Raw genomic sequence first — 18,211 nt, forward strand, 5'->3', positions numbered from 1 at the left:
TAGCCATTGTTATTAATCTTGGATAACCAATAGAAAACGTTACAGTTATCAACATTAATTTTTACTGAACTTTATTTTTATCCACAAAAGCTGTGGATATCCCTGTTCGCAACTATTGAAAACTGTGATTAATTCTCCATAATTTTATATGACGTAGAACTAAGACCAAAGGCAAAAAAACAAATAAAACACTATTTATCAATAACTAAAACAAAAGCAAACCCTATCACTATATACTAGCCATAGTGACAGAACAAAAAACAACCACCTCAAGTTACTCACAAATTCGAGCTTTTAGCTAACTAATTTTATACACAAGAAAAATATAATTTTGTTCTCTAATGCTCGAATTAGCACCAATTTTTCATTGACCAAACCATTTTGATGGTCTATAGACTTGAGTTATCCCAGTAATCTGTGGATAACATTGTGAAAAGACATAGGGTAATACTGGAGTAACAGGTATAACTTTGTCTCTTTGCTAATACAGATGCTTTAAGCCCTTTTAGATTCATCCTTTTAGGGTCATTAATAAAATAATTGGAATAGCACGCCTATGCCAGCTCATTTTTTAACCACCCATAGACATGTATTCTCGTGATACTTGAAGTATGCACCTTCAAGTATCACGAATATGTTTAAGTTGGTACACTATTTACATGAACCATGAAGCATTTTTCTCTCAATGAAATCTAAACCTAAATCGCTAGATGAACTTTTACTAAGAGCTGATGCCATGGCTGGACTCAATTTAGAGGAGCTAGCAAAGCTAAATCAACTACCCGTTCCAAAAGATCTAAAGCGAGATAAAGGCTGGATTGGGCAGCTCATTGAAATTGAACTCGGTGCAGATGCGGGTTCTAAAGCTCAACAAGACTTTCTTCACCTTGGCGTGGAGCTAAAAACCATCCCAATAAATCGTTATGGAAAACCTTTAGAAACCACATTTGTCACAACGACTCCATTGATGAATGTGAATAACCTGAACTTTTTTGACAGCTTAGTTTTTCACAAACTGCAACAAGTGTTATGGGTTCCAATAGAAGGTGAACGCGATATTCCTGTCGCAGAGCGTCGAATCGGAACTCCATTTTTGTGGCGACCCGATCCAGTTGAATTAAAGCTACTTCAACAGGACTGGGAAGAAATCATGGAGTTGATTGCTTTGGGTCAAGTTGAATCTATTACAGCTCGTCATGGAGAAGTACTACAACTTAGACCTAAGGCCGCCAATAGTCGCGCATTAACAGAAAGTATCACTGAAGATGGCAGCATTAAATTAACAAATCCTCGTGGTTTTTATCTTAAAACCCAATTTACCTCACAAATTCTCGCAAAAATGTTTAGTCGTTAAAAAAATTATCCCAACACCGTGACGAACATCACTTATCAGGGTGGATTTAGAGCCATATTCTTGAATAGACTGCGCTGCCATTCAACTGAGTGAACTTTGATCTGTGCGATTAGATCATCAACTGAAAAAGCTTTCCTTTGCTGTTATCTCTTGGATAGTAGCGATGTCAGTATTTATTTTTTTCCGCTATTCCCATAATGCAGGCTTTCCCATATGGGCCAATAGCGTCATGGATCTTCAAATTCTTGCCCTGTGTGTAGGGCTGATCTTTGGCTGTTTACACTGGTTATCCAATCTCATTGTGGATTACAGTTTCATCTACCGTCTGCCTTATATCGTATCTTTATTTGTCAAAGGCATCATTTTATTGGCCGCCGCAATCACCATTGGACGCTTCTTCCAATATTTAGAACTGTGGGGGATCAAAAATCATCACATCACTCTTTGGGAAATTGATGCGATAGGCATTCTCTATAGTGATTCATTCAAACTATTTTTGGTTTACCTTATTTTTGTTCGGATCAGTCTCGCGTTTGTTGAACAAATGGGATTATTGGTTGGCACAAGAGAGCTACTGAATATTGCCATCGGCAAATATCATCGACCGTTATACGAACAGCGTTTATTTATGTTTTTAGACATGTCTAATTCAACGATGATCGCTGAAAAACTGGGGGATTATCGTTTCAGTTGCTTAATTCAAGACTGTTTCAAACTGCTGAATGAACCCGTAAGTAACAATGGCGCCGAAATCTATCGTTATATGGGTGATGGCGTATTTCTTCATTGGCAAGTTGAACGTGGAATTGAGGAAGAACGTTGCCTGCATTTATATTTTGAGTTCAATCAAATACTGAAATGGCATAGCGCTCACTTCAAGAAAAAATATGGCTTTGTTCCTGAGTTTAAAGCCGCTATTCATTGTGGTCAGGTTGTCACTGCTGTTGTAGGGGTACAAAAACGAGAGATCAGCTTTTTTAGTGATGTACTCAATACACTTTCTCGGTTACAAGATCAGTGCAGCACACTAAAACAAGAGCTGATCATTTCTTCCGCTACGGCACTTAGGCTGGATAAGGAGCAATCGGAATTTGATATCCAAGATCTTGGTCAACATAAACTCAAGGGTAAACAACATTCAACGCAACTCTTTGGAGTTACAAAGAAAAAGAAAGAGTAAACAACTATAGAGACCTTATCTTATCTCTAACAATGCCTCAACTTCTTGACCAATACCGATGAATGTTTGAAGTCTGCTAGAGGTTTGACGCCATACAATGCCAATATCACGGTATGGTGTTTCTCCCGGTGGGTTTAATGCTTCAAGCTCTGTGCCTTGTAATATTCCACTATCAATCGCCATTTGAGGCAAGAAGGTTGCTCCCAATTTGCAATTAACCATCTGTACCAAAGTATGGAGGCTAGTGGCGGAAAATGGGTGAACCTTGCGATTGTCTTGTAACTTACAAGCACTGATAGCGTGACCGGTAATACAGTGCTCTTGCTGCAATAAGAAGATGCTATTTTCAGGTAAACTGCGATAATCGACAGGCTCTTTTAGACCTTCTGCGTATTGTTTGTGTACAATCATTTTAAACGGGTCAATACCAACTTTTTTAGTATGAAAACCATGAGTTTCTACGGGCAATGCCAAAATGAGTAAATCCAGTTTTCCCTCACCAAGCGCCAATAATAACTGCTCCGTGGTGTCTTCTTTTATTTGTAGATTCAAATCGGGATATTTTTGCTGACATTGACTGACTAACCGCCCTAGTAGAAAAGGCGCAATGGTCGGAATACAGCCAAGTCTAACCTCTCCGGTCATCGGCTCTCCTTGCTGCTGAACCAAGTCGACTAAATCGGTAACATCGGTTAACACTTGCTGAGCTCTTGCAACGACTTCTTCACCTGTCGCAGTAAACATAAACGATTTATTGTCTCGTTCAATCAGTTGTTGACCAAGTAATTCTTCAAGGTTTTGGATACCCGTCGACAAGGTTGACTGACTGACAAAGCACGCTTTGGCTGCACGGTTAAAATTTTGCTCACGATGTAAGTGGATAAGGTAATGCAAGTTTTTCAAACTTGGTAAATTTTTCATAAAAATGATCTCGACTTGTTATCTACTTTCGTAAATCTTGATGCTTAACCGACTGAAATACTGGTTTCGCTTTTCACAGCAAGGCATACTGGGTATGATGTACCAATTTATTCAAGGAAAGCAATCATTAGCATAACCACTAAGGTTGTTTTTCACTCAACCGTTGAAATTTTGAAAGAGGTAGCAGGATGGCAGCAGCGGACTTAGACACCATTTTGGATCTAAATACATTAGAGCAATATTGTAATGCCATTGGCGCGACTACCTTACTAAAAAGTGTTGTTTTGTTCGAACAATTACTCCCAGAATATTTGGACAACCTTGTTAAAGCTGATGAGTCTAAAGACAAAGACATTTTGTGTTCTGAAGCACATAAGTTCAAAGGAGCCGCGGGCTCTGTGGGGCTAAAGCGCATCCAGCAAACGGCACAGAAGCTTCAACATGGTGAAGAGGCCATTTGGGAACAAGAAAAAGAGGCTTGGTTAGCCCTGATCCTTAAACATGCAGCAGATGATCTTCAAATGCTAAAAAATATTTAGAATCAAAAGCGTAACCCCTAAGGCAAAAAAGATATGAAAATTGGTGTGATCGGCGCAATGGAGCCGGAAGTTGTTCACTTAATTAAGTCTATACAAAATCCACAAACTAAAACCATTGCAGGTATTGAATTCGTATCCGGCGAATATGGTGAGCATCAGCTTATTGTTACGCGTTCAGGTATTGGTAAAGTAACTGCGAGTATCGCTACAACCATACTTATTCAAGAGTATAACCCTGAATACATTATCAATACGGGTTCTGCTGGCGGTTTCGCAAAAGAGCTAGCTATTGGTGATATTGTGATTTCAAACGAAGTCCGTCATCACGATGTCGACGTTACCGCTTTTGGTTATGAAATAGGACAAGTGCCTCAACATCCTGCAGCCTATTTACCTCACCCAACTTTGGTTGATGCCGCCAGTAAAGCCATTGATAAGATTGGTGAAGTGAAGGCAATTGAAGGTTTGATTTGCTCTGGTGACAGCTTTATCAATAATCCTGAGCGCGCAAAAGTGATGCTATCTAACTTCCCAACGATGGCCGCTTGTGAAATGGAAGCCGCTGCCGTAGCGCAAGTGTGTTATCAATTTAAAAAGCCATTCGTTGTGATACGTTCGCTATCGGATAATGCTAATGATGACTCAGCTGTAGATTTTGATTCGTATATTATTAAGGCAGGTCACCATTCTGCGCTAATGGTACTGGCGTTAACGGAATATCTATAAGTAAACTTGAAGAATGCAGGATGCACTAGTACATCTTCTAGAACACAACCTAGCTTATTATCAACAAGCAGCAATCTTACTTGCTGCTTTGATAATGGCTCACTTCATTCCGTTATACCGTCAACAACAACCTCTATTTTTATTTGCTCGACTTGCAAAACAATTTGCGGTTCATGTTAATCACCCACAACGGGCGATAAGTCAAAGAAAAATTGCTGGTTTTCTATCAGTACTACTGCTTACCTTGCCTTTTGCACTGCTCATTTATTTTTTTATTGCTTTAGCTTATTACCCTTGGTTCTTTGAATTCTTGATCTTGTACTTATGCTTACAGGACAGTCGGCTAATAAAAGACAGCAATAGAATTGCACAGCTGAGTCATCAACAGGAAAAGCACAAAGCCCGTATGGTTTTAGCCGATTGGACAAGTCGAGATACTTCCTCCTTAACAACTCTTGGTATCAACAAAGCTACTATCGAAACCACTATATCCGTTACACAAACTAACTTTACTGGCGTGATACTTGCCTTTTTACTTGGTGGTGCACCTTTAGTTTTAGTGTATAAAATGCTGCAGCAATTAGATGAAGCATGGCCTAATATTGCCCCTAGATTCAACGGTTTTAACAGTTACTTGCATACGGTATTAGCGATATTAAATTTCTTTCCGAAGTTATTATTCTCAGCTTTTTTTGCTATTTCAGCTGGTTGTAAAGGCTTCTCACTTTGGGTAAATACTGCTTTTTCGCCTCAATCATTTACAACAGCATTAGTGAGTTACCGCATAATAGCCTTTAAATTTGGTATCGAGCTCGGCGGCCCTCAATTATTTGATGGTATTAAAGTACAGCAACCCAAATATCAATATGGAAAACCACCAACAGCTGAGCATATTGTGTTAATAAACCAAAAGATAAGTCAGTTCCAATTTTTCACTATAGCCCTGACTCTAGCTATTACGGTGCTGTTTCCTTTTTTTGATTTTGCAATAAGATAAAAAACACGACAAAACAGAGTGCTCTCTATGCTATGGTTTATAGCGTTTAGATTGGTGAAATTTCTAAGGAGATAGGGATTTGAGTGCTGAGTGGATAAATAATTTTTTTCTAATTTGCGCTATTTTAATCGCAATCAGTGTGCTACTCAGCCCAGTATCTTCTCGTCTCGGTGTTCCCATTCTTTTAGTCTTTTTAGCTGTAGGTATCTTCGCGGGTGTCGACGGTATTGGCGGTATAGTCTTTGACGACTTTTCTCTCGCCTATCTCGCCAGTAACTTGGCTTTAGCTATTATATTGCTCGATGGCGGCCTTAGAACCCGAGCCAGCAGCTTTAAAGTCGCTCTTGGTCCAGCTTTATCTCTTGCCACATTAGGCGTTGCCTTAACCACCATTATCACAGGGCTGATGGCAACTTGGCTTTTCAATCTGTCTTTAATGCAAGGGCTACTATTGGGTGCGATTGTAGGCTCAACCGATGCCGCAGTGGTATTTTCATTGATGAAAGGCCGCAGCATCAATGAACGTGTTGAGGCTACCCTTGAAATTGAATCTGGTAGTAATGATCCCATGGCGGTATTCCTTACCGTAACTCTGATCAGTTTAATCTCAATGTCTCAAATTAATGCCTCAGGCTTTATGCTCATTTGGCATTTTATTCAGCATTTTAGTATTGGAATTTGCCTAGGTTTGGGTGGTGGTTGGCTGCTATGGCAACTTATCAACCGCATGAAGTTAGATGAAGGACTCTATGCCATATTAGTGCTCAGCGGTGGGCTTCTGATTTATGCTATTAGCAACAGTTTGGGCGGTAGTGGCATTTTATCGATATATTTAGCAGGCGTTTGGTTAGGCAATCATCCAACTCGAGGGCGTCATACCATTTTAGCCGTTTTAGATGGTGTCACATGGATGAGTCAAATTGGCATGTTTTTAATTTTAGGGTTACTGCTTACACCTTCGTCTTTAACAGGGATTATCATCCCAAGTCTGTTACTTGCTTTTGGTATGATTCTGATCGGAAGACCAATATCGGTTTGGCTGAGTTTATTACCCTTTAAACACTTCAGTAAGCGCCAACGCTGGTTCATTTCTTGGGTAGGGCTTAGAGGCGCTGTACCTATTATCCTTGCCGTTTACCCTATGATGGCAGGATTACCCAATGCACAACTTTATTTTAATGTGGCATTTTTTGTCGTTTTAGTATCGCTATTAGTACAGGGTTCAACACTCAGTTTTGCGGCAAAATTAGCGAAAGTCCTGTTACCTCCTAAACCAGAGCCCATTTCACGTTCAGGTATTGAGATCTACCCCAAGAGCGACTGGGAAGTCTTTGTATATAAGTTAGGCAACCATAAATGGTGCATTGGTGAACCACTGAAAGCTTTAAATATGCCTGATGGCACTCGTGTTATCGCCGTATTTAGAAATCAAAAAATGCTTCATCCATCGGGGAAAACGGAATTAAAGGCTGATGACATTCTTTGTGTTTTGGCAAAAGAGGTGAACCTTGATGCCTTAAGTGAGCTATTCAGCCAAGCCCCAGAAACTGAAATTGGGATTACGCCAACAAGATTCTTAGGAGACTTCTTTATTGAGCCACAAACACCACTCATTCATTTGGCGCCGATGTACGCTATCTCTCTTTCAGAAGAAGAACAGCACAAAAAAGTTCAAGACTTATTTAATGAGAAGGTCGGTGAAACTCCTGTAATTGGAGATCAGTTTAAATGGCAATCCCTACGCTGGATTGTTGCTGAAATGCAAGAAGGTAAAATCACTCGCGTAGGGATACAATTGCCTAAACAGGTCTAAAAACGATAACCAAAATCAAGGTTTAAAGTTTGAACATTAATCACATCCATAGGTTGAAAGTCATAACTCACACCTAACTCCCAACCTGAGTCAAAGTGCATTCTCCAACCTACGCCGGCAAATACAGAAACACCATCTGTTGAGCGATGATCTTTAATCGCTGTAATCGTCGTTTTGCCATCTTTAGTCGAGCTTTTATAAGTTTGATGAATATAGTTCACGTCATAAAACTGAGCACCTAACTTATAAATAATCGAGTGACGCTTATTGAGTTGCCAGCCATAGTTAGCCACTAAGCGAAATGACTTTGCATCATCAAGAATTAAATCTGGCTCAAACGGCGCGGTAAATATGGTGACGAATGGTTCAGGAGCAACGGCTCTAAAACCCAGTTCAACGGCCCATTCGTTGTTGAAGTGATAACTATAGAACACATCAAGCCCAATCATGAAGTCATCACTTTTAAAGTCATACCCAGACTTGTCGTGACTAAGGGCAAATGATGCCGATGTAGAAATGTAATGAGGTCTATCTTGTAACTGCTCTTCCGCTAAAGTAGAAAGGGGCAAAGCCATTAATACTATGGCTAATAGAAACTTGTTCATATTTAACATCCTTGTTTACACCAATTGCAGTAATTAAATACTATAGCCAATGACTAAGCTGAAAGTTTGTACTCTGATAACGTCTATCTGTTGGAAGTCATAGCCTACGCCTAGTTCTATACCAATATCAAACCGATAAACCCAATTTGCTGCGGCATAATAAGACATGGCTGATTTATCTTTAACAACGATTTTACCGTCAACTTTCGAACGATAGCCAAGATCATATTGATGAACACCAGCTTTTAAATCGAATCTCTGCTTGTCCATAAATGGAATACTGTATGTGGCCAGTGCTCTGTAGCTATAAATATGTTCCTGAATAATTTCATTATCGAGAACCTCTTCTACATGCACAGTATAAAGTTGTGGATCAAGTCGCTTGTAGCCAAGTTCTATCCCCCACTCTGGTAATAATTGAAAGCGATATGAGCCATCATAACTAACCGCAGCCTTATCATTTTCAACACCTCGGGAGTTTTCACCCGCACTATACCCAGCCCCGACGGCAAACGACATAACTGCCTGCTGAGGAATTTGAGCCATACCGTTAAACGATATAAACGAGAACAATAATATTAAAATCCGTTTCATCCTTGCCTCTGACTAAACCAAAAAGTCAAACACAAGTATAGTTAAGGATAGAAATTGTGAAGGGGAATTATTTTGGGGTTAATTCAAACAAATTAACCCCAAAATGAATAATTAATATAGAGAAGGATCGTCTTTGTTTGGACGTGTTTTAAAACGGCGATGCAACCACATCCATTGAGCAGGACTTCGACTTATCAATTCCTCGATGATCTTGTTACCTCTAATAGCATCATCCACTTCATTTTCTCCGGGGAAGTTTTCAAGTGGCGGCATAAGTTCAACGGTATAACCGCTATCTCCTTCATTACGCTCAACAAACATAGGGACAACTTTCGCTTTTCCCAATTTTGCCAATGTAGTAGCACCCGTTATTGTTGCCGCATCTTTAACATTAAAGAAAGGGATAAATACTGCACTAGAGCGACCAAAATCTTGATCGGCTGTATACCAAATCATTTCAGCGCTACGTAAACTTTTAACCATTTTTCGCATATCACGTTTGGCAATCAGGCCTTTATTAGAACGCAGCCTGCCGTTGACTTGGAGGTATTCCATTACAGGATTATTGTGAGGTCTGTATACACCAATACCTGGATTAAACTGCCCAATAATTCGAGCGCCCATTTCCAGCGGTAAACAATGAACGGCAAATAAAATAACGCCTTGTCCACTATTAATAGTATCGGTTACATAATGCTCACCTTTTAAATGCATATGCTTTTGAACTCGAGCATCACTCCACCACCAAGCATTAATTGAGTCAAAAATGGCTTTGCCCGTTTCTTCAAAATTTTGAATTAATAATTGCTGACGCTCAGTCTCAGGCATGTCGGGGAAACACAATTCTAAGTTTCGCTGAGCCGTCTTTGCGCGTTTACCAATAAGCTTTAGGGCTAATCGACCAATTCCAGCTCCCAATTTCATTTGAACTGACAAAGGTAAAGCTTGTGTCAAGCGTGCTATTGCAACACCAAACCAAACTAGCCAAAACTTTGGATGAAGTAATCGAACAGAAAACTCAGCCTTCTCTACCACGGTAAACTCACAATAAAAATAAGAAAATGAGTAACATTTTACCTTATCTAAAAAAATTTCGGTTAAAATCCCCAATTAATATTTTAAAAATAGACGGATCACCATGAAGGTTTCTCTTCCAGCTCTTGAAAATGCCAGTGTGTTAGTCGTTGGCGACGTAATGTTAGACCGCTATTGGACAGGTCCAACAGGCCGCATTTCTCCTGAAGCACCAGTACCAGTTGTAAAAATCGATCAAAACGAAGACAGACCTGGTGGCGCTGCCAATGTTGCACTAAATATTGCGAGTTTAGGTGGAAAAGTACAGCTAGCTGGGATCATCGGCAATGACGAAACTGGAGAGTCATTAACTCAGGTACTCAAGGCTCAAGCAGTGATCCCACAATGGCACAAGGTCGCTGATAAACCAACAATCACTAAATTGCGTGTATTATCCCGACACCAGCAACTGATCCGTTTAGACTTTGAAGAACCTTTTGCCGAACACGACAGTGAAGCACTGATGGCCAATTCAGAACAACACCTTGATGATGTCTCAGTTGTGATTTTATCTGACTACGCAAAAGGTGCTATTGCAGATCCCACTTCGTTTATTGCTAAAGCAAAATCAAAAAACGTTAAAGTACTTGTCGATCCGAAAGGTAGTGACTTTTCTCGTTACCAAGGCGCAAGCCTTATTACGCCTAATCTGTCTGAATTTGAAGCTGTAGTTGGTAAAGTTGAAAGTGAGCAAGACTTGGAGCAAAAAGCCGAACAGCTTCTAAAAGATTTTGAGATTGAATCGATTTTGATCACTCGTTCTGAAAAAGGCATGACTTTAGTCAGCCAAACAGAGCCCGTGTTACACATTCCAACTGTCGCGCGTGAGGTTTATGACGTAACGGGCGCTGGCGATACCGTTATCTCGACTTTAGCAAGCTGTCTTGCTGCGGGAAGTGACTTAGCTCAAGCCTGTTTGATTGCCAATACCGCCGCAGGTATTGTGGTTGGCAAGCTCGGTACTTCTACAGTTTCTCGTGTAGAGCTAATCGAAGCTCTAAACACTCACCAAGGTGAATCCGGATTAGGTGTGATCAGTGAAGAACAGTTACTTACTACACTGAAGCAAGCCAAAGCGAAAGGAGAAAAGATCGTAATGACAAACGGTTGTTTCGATATTCTTCACGCTGGGCATGTTAGCTACCTTTCACAAGCTCGTAATTTAGGTGACAGACTCATAGTAGCCGTGAACTCGGATGACTCTGTAAAACGTCTTAAAGGTGAAGAGCGCCCAATTAATGGGTTAGATCGCCGTATGGCAGTATTGGCAGGGCTAAGTGCTGTTGATTGGGTAGTACCATTTTCAGAAGATACACCTCAGCGTTTAATTGCTAATCTACTGCCTGATTTGTTGGTTAAAGGTGGTGATTATCAAGTTGAGGAAATCGCTGGAGGACAAGAGGTAATGGCCGCGGGTGGTGAGGTAAAAGTACTGAATTTTGAAGACGGTATTTCTACTACAGCAATCATCGAAAACATAATGGCAAACCAGTAATGCTACTTGGGATGTTGTTGAGTGCCAGTTATTGGGTTGATATCGCCGACAAACAAGCGTTAGTCTGCAATATTGACCACTTTCCCCAATGTATTCAGCAACTCCCCTCTTCACTTCAGCAACCTATAGCGGCTTCAAATATCAAAAAATCCATGGCATTTCGAGATGCCATGGTGGTTCCAGTTTCTGATAACACAGTTTCAGGGGTTATTTTTCTTCGCTCTGTTAAAACCGATCCTCAGCTGGATGCTTTCGTAGACGGGATAAAAATAACTTTAAATTTAAAACAGCAACAACAGCTAAACCTTTGGCATGAGCAAGGTCATCTACACAACGAGCAAATCATTCATCCGCTCCTAAAACGTCGGCTGACAAAAATTGAACATGAAGCATTTGCCGATTTATATACGCTTTGGCAAAGTGTCCATACTACTCAGAGCTTTCATCTTGCTTGGCAGCAGTACCACAGACGTAATTTAAATGTGATAAATTCACAATCCGATTATTCTCATTGGAGCGTTCCATTATTACACCATGTACTGACACAATACTCCCCAGAACAAGTCATTGCCTTTGGGTCCTACCGAGAGTTTGCCGAGAATATCATTCAAGAGTTCCAGCCTTTATCTAAAGATGAACAGCGTGAATTTCAATCACTCATTAGGCACTTATTTCACTCCCATAGCACTTTTAATCAACCTCATTACTTATCTTGGCGCCGAGACAAGTTGAGCACCTATTTAACACCAACCCTCGCCGCATTGTTAAATCAAACTCAAGCACAATCAATACTTAAAGCACTTGCTCTTCCATTGAATCATAGCCTGAATCCGTCCTGAACAATTCGTTAATACAAAAGCAAAAGCTACAGCCCTTTGGTAAGCTCAGATGCAACTTAGTACCAATTCTTTGTTATTCAGTAATAAATCTGAAAACTCGCTTATAAGCAGACAAAAGTATTTACTCATCTAACGAATTAATTGTGCGAGAACATGAGTTGGTTATTGAATGAGGAAAGGGGTCTATGGCAAAACGATCAAAATCTCAAACAGAGTTGACTATCAACCAGATTAAAGATGAGGCATTTAAACAAATCATTGAAATTGGTTTTGATAATATGTCTTACACTACGCTTTCTCAAGCAACTGGGATCAGCCGCACAGGGATCAGTCACCACTTTCCAAAAAAAACGGACTTTTTGATAAAGTTAGATGACAGAATTGCAGAACTTTTTATTGGAGCACTCGATTTCAGTACGATTGCTACTCTCGAAACATCATGGAATAAAGCCTTTAGCGAATCTGAGGCTAAGGCTGTACTTACGCTCTTTTTTAGCATATCTGGCAATGCAAACTCATCAATCACTCATTTTCAAGCAATAGAAAACAGTGTTGAACAAGCAAAGAGTCAGCTGGGGGAAGAAGGAGAGAGAACAATAAAGTTCATGATTGGTTGTGCCGCCATCAGTTTACTTAGCAATTAATTTGGGAGTTCGTGCAACAAATATCGCAACACATCCTCTTGTACGAACTTCAACATCTTCAAAATAACGTTTTAATCCCGCTTTCAGACTTATCATATCATCCCCAAGATTACTGAAAGCGCCTTTTTCGTTGTAAAACCTCATCAATTTGTTGGCCAAAAACGATTTTGGCAAGCCCTGCCCTAAAATAGTACTCCCAAACAACACGCCATCAGCCATTAAGTGTTCTGCCAAATAACCAAATGCCTGAGATTTTTCAGTCATAGTTCCGGGTAAGCAATGGAGCAAGTAGTTGATACTGATAGAGGCGAACTTTTCACCCTGTAATGAAATCGGCGCTAATACATTACCTTGATTAATTTCAGGGGAAAATCGTTGGATCCTATCGGCTGTTGCCGCCAAACTATTGGGATTAAGATCCAATAAGGCAACTCTTCTTTCTTTCGCCTTCAAACATTTATCTAAAAAGTATCCTGTACCAACACCGACATCCAGATGATTGTTACTCACATGTTCAGAAAATAAAGCTCTAAGGTGTCTAGTAGGACAGCGCCAGATAAAAGTATTGGAAATACCAAGTACCCAAATATCATAAATCATTAAGATTTTCTTAGAGTATATCGCTTGACCAGCATCGATAGTTTCAGGGGATATTTTAGCGTTCATCACAAAACTTAAACTGCATTCTTGAGAATAAGAATAACACTAAGATGATGAATAACTGCTTGATGAGAAATTAAGAATCTTTAAAAGATGGTACGGGAGGAGAGACTTGAACTCTCACACCTTGCGGCACCAGAACCTAAATCTGGCGTGTCTACCAATTCCACCACTCCCGCATAGACAAGATTGCACTTTTACTAAAGTACGAAAATATGGCTGGGGTACCAGGATTCGAACCTGGGAATGCCGAGATCAAAACCCGGTGCCTTACCGCTTGGCGATACCCCAACATTGGGTTTATTTAATTCAAACCAAGCAGCCTAAATTAAATGGTACGGGAGGAGAGACTTGAACTCTCACACCTTGCGGCACCAGAACCTAAATCTGGCGTGTCTACCAATTCCACCACTCCCGCACGGAGTCTCTGTATTTTACATCCTAGAGAAGATGGTAGCTATGGCGGGACTTGAACCTGCGACCCCAGCATTATGAGTGCTGTGCTCTAACCAGCTGAGCTACATAGCCTTAATATGGCTGGGGTACCAGGATTCGAACCTGGGAATGCCGAGATCAAAACCCGGTGCCTTACCGCTTGGCGATACCCCATTAAATCATATTAGCGCTTACTTAAAAATGGCTGGGGTACCAGGATTCGAACCTGGGAATGCCGAGATCAAAACCCGGTGCCTTACCGCTTGGCGATACCCCAATCTAAGAAAGCTTATTTAACAATTTAACCTTCAAAAAGTAAATTATTAAATGGTACGGGAGGAGAGACTTGAACTCTCACACCTTGCGGCACCAGAACCTAAATCTGGCGTGTCTACCAATTCCACCACTCCCGCACGGAGTCCCTATGTTTTACATCTTAGAGAAGATGGTAGCTATGGCGGGACTTGAACCTGCGACCCCAGCATTATGAGTGCTGTGCTCTAACCAGCTGAGCTACATAGCCACTTTGTTTTGCTCCTCGTGAGGAACGGGGCGTATTATGCTTATTCGCCCCAAGCAGGTCAACCGCTTTTTTAGTAAAAATACGCCTAACGTCATCAAACGGTCATGATTTGGGCAAGACGCTCAAAAAAGCGGTTTTTCCAGTAGGGCGTGTTGAGCTTTCAGGATTAAATTTTGTGCTGCTTGAGCACTTCGTGTTCAAGGCGTGAGTTGTAAGGCTTAGTAATCTAAGTGAACAGCTCACAACACAGAACAGGAAATGCTCAAGAGCATCGAAGACAGCGTAAATTGGTTACTTTTACTACGTTCTCGTTTGTTTATGTGGAAACGAAGTAACAACAGTTTTGTATGTTGGTAATAACCACACTACACAAACGCTGCCTTGCATAAGATAACCAATTTTTCGCTGCAAAAATAATCACGAAAGTTCAACCCGCCCTATAATTTTAAACATTAAACAAGAAGTGCATCACGTCGCCGTCTTTCACTTCGTATGTTTTACCTTCAACACGCAGCTTTCCGGCTTCTTTAGCACCGTTCTCGCCTTTGAATTCGATGAAGTCATTATAAGAAGTGACTTGAGCACGAATAAAGCCACGTTCAAAGTCAGTGTGGATCACACCAGCTGCTTGTGGAGCTAGAGCACCAACAGGAATTGTCCATGCACGAACTTCTTTTACACCTGCGGTAAAGTAAGTGTGAAGATTAAGAAGGGTATAACCTGCATTGATTACACGGTTAAGTCCCGGCTCTTCTAAGCCAAGCTCAGACAAGAACTCTTCCTGCTCTTCAGCATCCATTTCAGCAAGCTCTGATTCAATCGCAGCACAAACTGGGACAACTACCGCGTTTTCAGACTCAGCAATCTTACGAACGGCATCCAAATGTGGGTTATTCTCAAAACCATCTTCAGATACGTTTGCAATATACATGGTTGGCTTAAGGGTTAAGAAGTTTAGGTAGCGAACTGCGGCTAACTCTTCTTTTTCTAGCTCTAAAGAACGCAACATATTGCACTCATCGAGAACCGGACGCATTTTTTCAAGTACGGTCAGTTCAAATTTAGCGTCTTTGTCGCCACCTTTAGCTTTTTTAGTTTGACGTAAAACAGCACGCTCAAGACTATCTAAGTCAGCTAATGCTAGCTCAGTATTGATCACTTCAATATCACGAGCAGGATCAACACCATCAGAAACGTGAACAATATTGTCATTCTCAAAACAGCGAACCACGTGTCCAATTGCATCCGTTTCACGAATGTTAGCTAAAAACTTATTACCCAGACCTTCACCTTTAGACGCACCGGCAACCAAACCAGCAATATCAACAAACTCCATAGTTGTTGGCAGTACTTTTTGTGGATTAACAATGTCAGCCAATGCATTCAGACGTGCATCAGGTACAGGAACCACCCCAGTATTAGGCTCAATGGTACAAAACGGAAAGTTTGCCGCTTCAATACCTGCTTGAGTCAATGCATTAAATAGTGTGGACTTGCCCACGTTAGGAAGGCCAACAATGCCGCACTTAAATCCCATAATTAATTACCTTTTGCTTAGCGTTATGCTTTAAACGAATGCAGTCTTTGCATGGCAGTTGCCATGTCCTGCTTAAACAGTATTTCGGTTGAACGGACAGCTTCATCAATCGCAGCGTCCATTAATGTTTGATCGGTTGGGCTGGCTTTACTCAATACATAATTACTGACTAAGTTTTTATGACCTGGGTGACCAATACCAATACGAAGTCGATAGAAATTTTTGTTATTGGCAAGCCTAGCGATAATGTCTTTTAAACCATTATGACCACCGTGACCGCCACCCAACTTAAACTTTGCAATGCCAGGAGGCATATCTAACTCATCGTGAGCCACAAGAATTTGCTCGGGCGTAATTTTATAAAAATTCGCTAATGCGCCAACCGATTTACCACTTAAATTCATAAAAGTAGTAGGAATGAGCAAACGAACGTCTTTACCATGCAAAGTAGTTCTGGCGGTTAGACCAAAATATTTACTGTCCATGACAAGGTTGGCTCCGGTTATTCTCGCTAACTCTCGAACAAACCACTCCCCAGCATTATGGCGAGTGCGCTCATATTCAGTACCAGGATTTGCCAAACCGACGATCAGTTTTATATCGCTCATTCTTTGCCTAATTCTTTGTGAAAGATTCAAAAACGGGGAATTTTACCACTGAGTGAGAGGGTTTTAAACTGAGAGTTTATTTATAACTCAATTAGGTCACGCCCTAGCTTTTTGCCGATCTTCAAATACAATAAATTGGAACTCGTTTAATTAATGGACTAATCAAATGAAAAAACTTCTTCTGGCTTCAACAATACTCACCCTTTCAACACCAGCCTTTGCTGACAACATAAAAGATTATGCTGAAATTGGCTATCAAACCATGTCTATCGACGGTATAGATTCAGATAGTGGCAAATCTCTAAAACCTAAAGGGTTTAAACTCGAAGTCAGTAAGGATTTTGGAGTTGTGTATGGCACAATTTCCTATTTAAGCACCGAAAAAACACTCAATAATTCAAGTACAGAAACCACTGGAGACTTAACTCGAACATCTAAAGTGAAGCGTAAATTTGAAATCGAGCAGTTGAGTATTGAAATCGGTAAGGTGTTTAATTTCGAAAATAGTCTCTATCTAGATATCCATGGTGGCTATACTCGCAATATGGCAAAAGCCTCAGCTAACGGCGAAATCAACGTATCAAATCCTAGTCTAAACCTTTCTGAGACCCTCCCTGTTAATATTTCTACTCGTGATTCAGCCAATGCAATAAGATTTATGACCGATTTAGGTAAAACGTTTGAAAAGTTTTATCTTGAAGCGGGAATCGGTTTTGAGCATATTCGAAATGGTTCTTTTAAAGAAACTAACTTTGTTTATAGCGCTCAAGCTGGATATAAATTTACTGATGCTATGTCCATAAATCTTGAGTTTCGTGATGCAAAAGATTACGAAGGGTTAGCAGCAAACTTTAGATATCATTTCTAATTATTTCAACTTGAATAGCCTGCCAAAAGTAGGCTATTCCAGCCATTAACGATTATTCACTGAAAGTCTTACTCATTTTGTTATTGTTAGCTCATCAAAACTCATCTCCAGCATTATGAAAATATTAGTCATTGGTGCAACGGGCACAATTGGTAAAGCCATCGTTTCTGCATTAGAAGGCAAACATACAATCATCAAAGCGTCTAGAACACAAGGCGATGTTTTAATCGATATCTCTTGCCCTAATTCCATTAAGAGAGCATTTGAACAATTAACTGATCTAGACGCTGTTATTTGTGCAACTGGCTCTGTTGCATTTGCACCTTTCAGTAAAATGACTCGCGAACAATGGGATATTGGCATAAATGGGCGACTCATGGGGCAAATCCATTTAGCTCAACAAGCCGCTAAAATGTTGAACGATAATGGAAGTATTACATTAACAACTGGAATAATAGCCGATCACCCAATAGCCACAGGTATTAGTGCAGCCACCCTAAGCGGTGCCATTCATCATTTTGTTCATCATGTAGCACTTGAACTTCCACAGGGCATTCGTATCAATTGTGTAAGCCCGTCTGTACTCACAGAATCTTTAGATATTTATGCTGATTACTTTCCAGGCTTTAGATCCATATCTGCTAAAGAAGTGGCACAGTATTATGTTCGATCTGTTGAGGGCGTTGAAACAGGTAAAGTATTTAAAGCTTACGTCAACAACTAATCATTGGATTCATAAAACTGACTTAATTTAGCAATTAATATCTAGTGTAAAAAAACTTTTCCCAACTGGTCAAAA

Annotated in this window: 17 protein-coding genes, 8 tRNA genes and 1 pseudogene; 11 read left to right on the plus strand and 15 right to left on the minus strand. The window is 40.4% G+C overall.

What is annotated here, in order from left to right; all coding sequences use genetic code 11:
• Positions 1-685: 685 nt before the first annotated feature.
• Both mutH and E2H97_RS13910 read left to right on the plus strand, forming a co-directional pair.
• Entirely contained in the window at positions 686-1,354 is a 669-nt protein-coding gene (mutH, locus tag E2H97_RS13905) for a DNA mismatch repair endonuclease MutH (protein WP_133407696.1), read from the plus strand.
• Between the two features lie 163 nt (positions 1,355-1,517).
• On the plus strand, positions 1,518-2,534 hold the full coding sequence (locus E2H97_RS13910; RefSeq protein ID WP_170308312.1) for an adenylate/guanylate cyclase domain-containing protein: 1,017 nt from the start codon (positions 1,518-1,520) through the stop codon (positions 2,532-2,534).
• Between the two features lie 15 nt (positions 2,535-2,549).
• Here E2H97_RS13910 and E2H97_RS13915 read toward each other — a convergent pair whose 3' ends face one another.
• Positions 2,550-3,455: a hydrogen peroxide-inducible genes activator gene (locus E2H97_RS13915; RefSeq protein WP_133407698.1), complete on the minus strand. Its 906-nt coding sequence runs from the start codon at positions 3,453-3,455 to the stop codon at positions 2,550-2,552.
• A 188-nt stretch (positions 3,456-3,643) separates the two neighbouring features.
• Between E2H97_RS13915 and E2H97_RS13920 the strand changes: the two are divergent.
• The 4 genes and pseudogenes from E2H97_RS13920 to E2H97_RS13935 all read left to right on the plus strand — a co-directional run bounded on the left by E2H97_RS13920 (position 3,644) and on the right by E2H97_RS13935 (position 7,530).
• A pseudogene (locus tag E2H97_RS13920) lies at positions 3,644-4,008 on the plus strand (Hpt domain-containing protein).
• Between the two features lie 19 nt (positions 4,009-4,027).
• Positions 4,028-4,720: a 5'-methylthioadenosine/adenosylhomocysteine nucleosidase gene (locus E2H97_RS13925; protein WP_133407700.1), complete on the plus strand. Its 693-nt coding sequence runs from the start codon at positions 4,028-4,030 to the stop codon at positions 4,718-4,720.
• A 13-nt stretch (positions 4,721-4,733) separates the two neighbouring features.
• Positions 4,734-5,717, plus strand: a complete 984-nt coding sequence (locus tag E2H97_RS13930) for a cobalamin biosynthesis protein CobD/CbiB (protein ID WP_133407701.1) — start codon at positions 4,734-4,736, stop codon at positions 5,715-5,717.
• Between the two features lie 79 nt (positions 5,718-5,796).
• Positions 5,797-7,530 carry a potassium/proton antiporter gene (locus E2H97_RS13935; protein WP_133407702.1) on the plus strand — a complete coding sequence of 578 codons (1,734 nt, stop codon included), beginning with the start codon at positions 5,797-5,799 and terminating at the stop codon, positions 7,528-7,530.
• Here E2H97_RS13935 and E2H97_RS13940 read toward each other — a convergent pair.
• The 3 genes from E2H97_RS13940 to E2H97_RS13950 form a co-directional block, all read right to left on the minus strand.
• Positions 7,527-8,135 carry an outer membrane beta-barrel protein gene (locus E2H97_RS13940; RefSeq protein WP_170308313.1) on the minus strand — a complete coding sequence of 203 codons (609 nt, stop codon included), beginning with the start codon at positions 8,133-8,135 and terminating at the stop codon, positions 7,527-7,529. The genes E2H97_RS13935 and E2H97_RS13940 overlap by 4 nt on opposite strands.
• Positions 8,136-8,168: 33 nt before the next feature.
• A complete protein-coding gene (locus E2H97_RS13945) occupies positions 8,169-8,729 on the minus strand; it encodes an outer membrane beta-barrel protein (protein WP_133407704.1) in 561 nt (186 codons plus the stop codon).
• A 111-nt stretch (positions 8,730-8,840) separates the two neighbouring features.
• The gene (locus E2H97_RS13950) at positions 8,841-9,764 is read right to left on the minus strand and encodes an LpxL/LpxP family Kdo(2)-lipid IV(A) lauroyl/palmitoleoyl acyltransferase (RefSeq protein ID WP_133407705.1); all 924 of its coding nucleotides are present in this window, start codon (positions 9,762-9,764) and stop codon (positions 8,841-8,843) included.
• A 103-nt stretch (positions 9,765-9,867) separates the two neighbouring features.
• Here E2H97_RS13950 and hldE point away from each other — a divergent pair, with 103 nt between their 5' ends.
• From hldE to E2H97_RS13965, 3 genes are all read left to right on the plus strand, one after another.
• Positions 9,868-11,298 carry a bifunctional D-glycero-beta-D-manno-heptose-7-phosphate kinase/D-glycero-beta-D-manno-heptose 1-phosphate adenylyltransferase HldE gene (gene hldE / locus E2H97_RS13955; RefSeq protein ID WP_133407706.1) on the plus strand — a complete coding sequence of 477 codons (1,431 nt, stop codon included), beginning with the start codon at positions 9,868-9,870 and terminating at the stop codon, positions 11,296-11,298.
• Positions 11,298-12,137 (plus strand): hypothetical protein, encoded by an 840-nt coding sequence (locus E2H97_RS13960; RefSeq protein WP_133407707.1) that lies wholly within the window; start codon positions 11,298-11,300, stop codon positions 12,135-12,137. The genes hldE and E2H97_RS13960 overlap by 1 nt, the downstream gene beginning before the upstream one ends.
• 185 nt (positions 12,138-12,322) lie before the next feature.
• Complete coding sequence (locus tag E2H97_RS13965) at positions 12,323-12,781, plus strand: TetR family transcriptional regulator (RefSeq protein ID WP_133407708.1); 459 nt, start codon at positions 12,323-12,325, stop codon at positions 12,779-12,781.
• Here E2H97_RS13965 and E2H97_RS13970 read toward each other — a convergent pair.
• The 11 genes from E2H97_RS13970 to pth all read right to left on the minus strand — a co-directional run bounded on the left by E2H97_RS13970 (position 12,767) and on the right by pth (position 16,544).
• The gene (locus E2H97_RS13970) at positions 12,767-13,447 is read right to left on the minus strand and encodes a class I SAM-dependent methyltransferase (protein WP_170308369.1); all 681 of its coding nucleotides are present in this window, start codon (positions 13,445-13,447) and stop codon (positions 12,767-12,769) included. The two genes, E2H97_RS13965 and E2H97_RS13970, sit on opposite strands and share 15 nt — an antisense overlap.
• 88 nt (positions 13,448-13,535) lie before the next feature.
• A tRNA-Leu gene (locus E2H97_RS13975) sits at positions 13,536-13,620 on the minus strand.
• A gap of 37 nt (positions 13,621-13,657) precedes the next feature.
• A tRNA-Gln gene (locus E2H97_RS13980) sits at positions 13,658-13,732 on the minus strand.
• 42 nt (positions 13,733-13,774) lie between these two features.
• Positions 13,775-13,859 (minus strand) — tRNA-Leu (locus E2H97_RS13985).
• Between the two features lie 33 nt (positions 13,860-13,892).
• Positions 13,893-13,969 (minus strand) — tRNA-Met (locus E2H97_RS13990).
• Between the two features lie 6 nt (positions 13,970-13,975).
• A tRNA-Gln gene (locus E2H97_RS13995) sits at positions 13,976-14,050 on the minus strand.
• Positions 14,051-14,078: 28 nt separating this feature from the next.
• Positions 14,079-14,153: transfer RNA gene (locus E2H97_RS14000), tRNA-Gln, on the minus strand.
• Between the two features lie 51 nt (positions 14,154-14,204).
• Positions 14,205-14,289: transfer RNA gene (locus tag E2H97_RS14005), tRNA-Leu, on the minus strand.
• Positions 14,290-14,322: 33 nt separating this feature from the next.
• Positions 14,323-14,399, minus strand: a tRNA-Met gene (locus tag E2H97_RS14010).
• A 445-nt stretch (positions 14,400-14,844) separates the two neighbouring features.
• A complete protein-coding gene (ychF, locus tag E2H97_RS14015; RefSeq protein WP_133407709.1) occupies positions 14,845-15,936 on the minus strand; it encodes a redox-regulated ATPase YchF in 1,092 nt (363 codons plus the stop codon).
• Between the two features lie 23 nt (positions 15,937-15,959).
• Complete coding sequence (gene pth / locus E2H97_RS14020; RefSeq protein WP_133407710.1) at positions 15,960-16,544, minus strand: aminoacyl-tRNA hydrolase; 585 nt, start codon at positions 16,542-16,544, stop codon at positions 15,960-15,962.
• A 166-nt stretch (positions 16,545-16,710) separates the two neighbouring features.
• Between pth and E2H97_RS14025 the strand changes: the two genes are divergently transcribed.
• Together E2H97_RS14025 and E2H97_RS14030 are read left to right on the plus strand one after the other, a co-directional pair.
• Positions 16,711-17,412: an outer membrane beta-barrel protein gene (locus tag E2H97_RS14025; RefSeq protein WP_133407711.1), complete on the plus strand. Its 702-nt coding sequence runs from the start codon at positions 16,711-16,713 to the stop codon at positions 17,410-17,412.
• A gap of 115 nt (positions 17,413-17,527) precedes the next feature.
• On the plus strand, positions 17,528-18,136 hold the full coding sequence (locus E2H97_RS14030; RefSeq protein WP_133407712.1) for a short chain dehydrogenase: 609 nt from the start codon (positions 17,528-17,530) through the stop codon (positions 18,134-18,136).
• Positions 18,137-18,211: the final 75 nt, after the last annotated feature.

Source organism: Parashewanella tropica (assembly GCF_004358445.1).
In the GTDB taxonomy this organism is placed as follows: domain Bacteria; phylum Pseudomonadota; class Gammaproteobacteria; order Enterobacterales; family Shewanellaceae; genus Parashewanella; species Parashewanella tropica.

Bases quoted from the DNA above. Each gene is read 5' to 3' on its own strand.
- mutH (WP_133407696.1), top strand. From the start codon at position 686: ATGAAATCTAAACCTAAATCGCTAGATGAACTTTTACTAAGAGCTGAT.
- E2H97_RS13910 (WP_170308312.1), top strand. From the start codon at position 1,518: ATGTCAGTATTTATTTTTTTCCGCTATTCCCATAATGCAGGCTTTCCC.
- E2H97_RS13915 (WP_133407698.1), bottom strand. From the start codon at position 3,455: ATGAAAAATTTACCAAGTTTGAAAAACTTGCATTACCTTATCCACTTA.
- E2H97_RS13925 (WP_133407700.1), top strand. From the start codon at position 4,028: ATGAAAATTGGTGTGATCGGCGCAATGGAGCCGGAAGTTGTTCACTTA.
- E2H97_RS13930 (WP_133407701.1), top strand. From the start codon at position 4,734: ATGCAGGATGCACTAGTACATCTTCTAGAACACAACCTAGCTTATTAT.
- E2H97_RS13940 (WP_170308313.1), bottom strand. From the start codon at position 8,135: ATGAACAAGTTTCTATTAGCCATAGTATTAATGGCTTTGCCCCTTTCT.
- E2H97_RS13945 (WP_133407704.1), bottom strand. From the start codon at position 8,729: ATGAAACGGATTTTAATATTATTGTTCTCGTTTATATCGTTTAACGGT.
- hldE (WP_133407706.1), top strand. From the start codon at position 9,868: ATGAAGGTTTCTCTTCCAGCTCTTGAAAATGCCAGTGTGTTAGTCGTT.
- E2H97_RS13960 (WP_133407707.1), top strand. From the start codon at position 11,298: ATGCTACTTGGGATGTTGTTGAGTGCCAGTTATTGGGTTGATATCGCC.
- E2H97_RS13965 (WP_133407708.1), top strand. From the start codon at position 12,323: ATGGCAAAACGATCAAAATCTCAAACAGAGTTGACTATCAACCAGATT.
- E2H97_RS13970 (WP_170308369.1), bottom strand. From the start codon at position 13,447: ATGAACGCTAAAATATCCCCTGAAACTATCGATGCTGGTCAAGCGATA.
- ychF (WP_133407709.1), bottom strand. From the start codon at position 15,936: ATGGGATTTAAGTGCGGCATTGTTGGCCTTCCTAACGTGGGCAAGTCC.
- pth (WP_133407710.1), bottom strand. From the start codon at position 16,544: ATGAGCGATATAAAACTGATCGTCGGTTTGGCAAATCCTGGTACTGAA.
- E2H97_RS14025 (WP_133407711.1), top strand. From the start codon at position 16,711: ATGAAAAAACTTCTTCTGGCTTCAACAATACTCACCCTTTCAACACCA.
- E2H97_RS14030 (WP_133407712.1), top strand. From the start codon at position 17,528: ATGAAAATATTAGTCATTGGTGCAACGGGCACAATTGGTAAAGCCATC.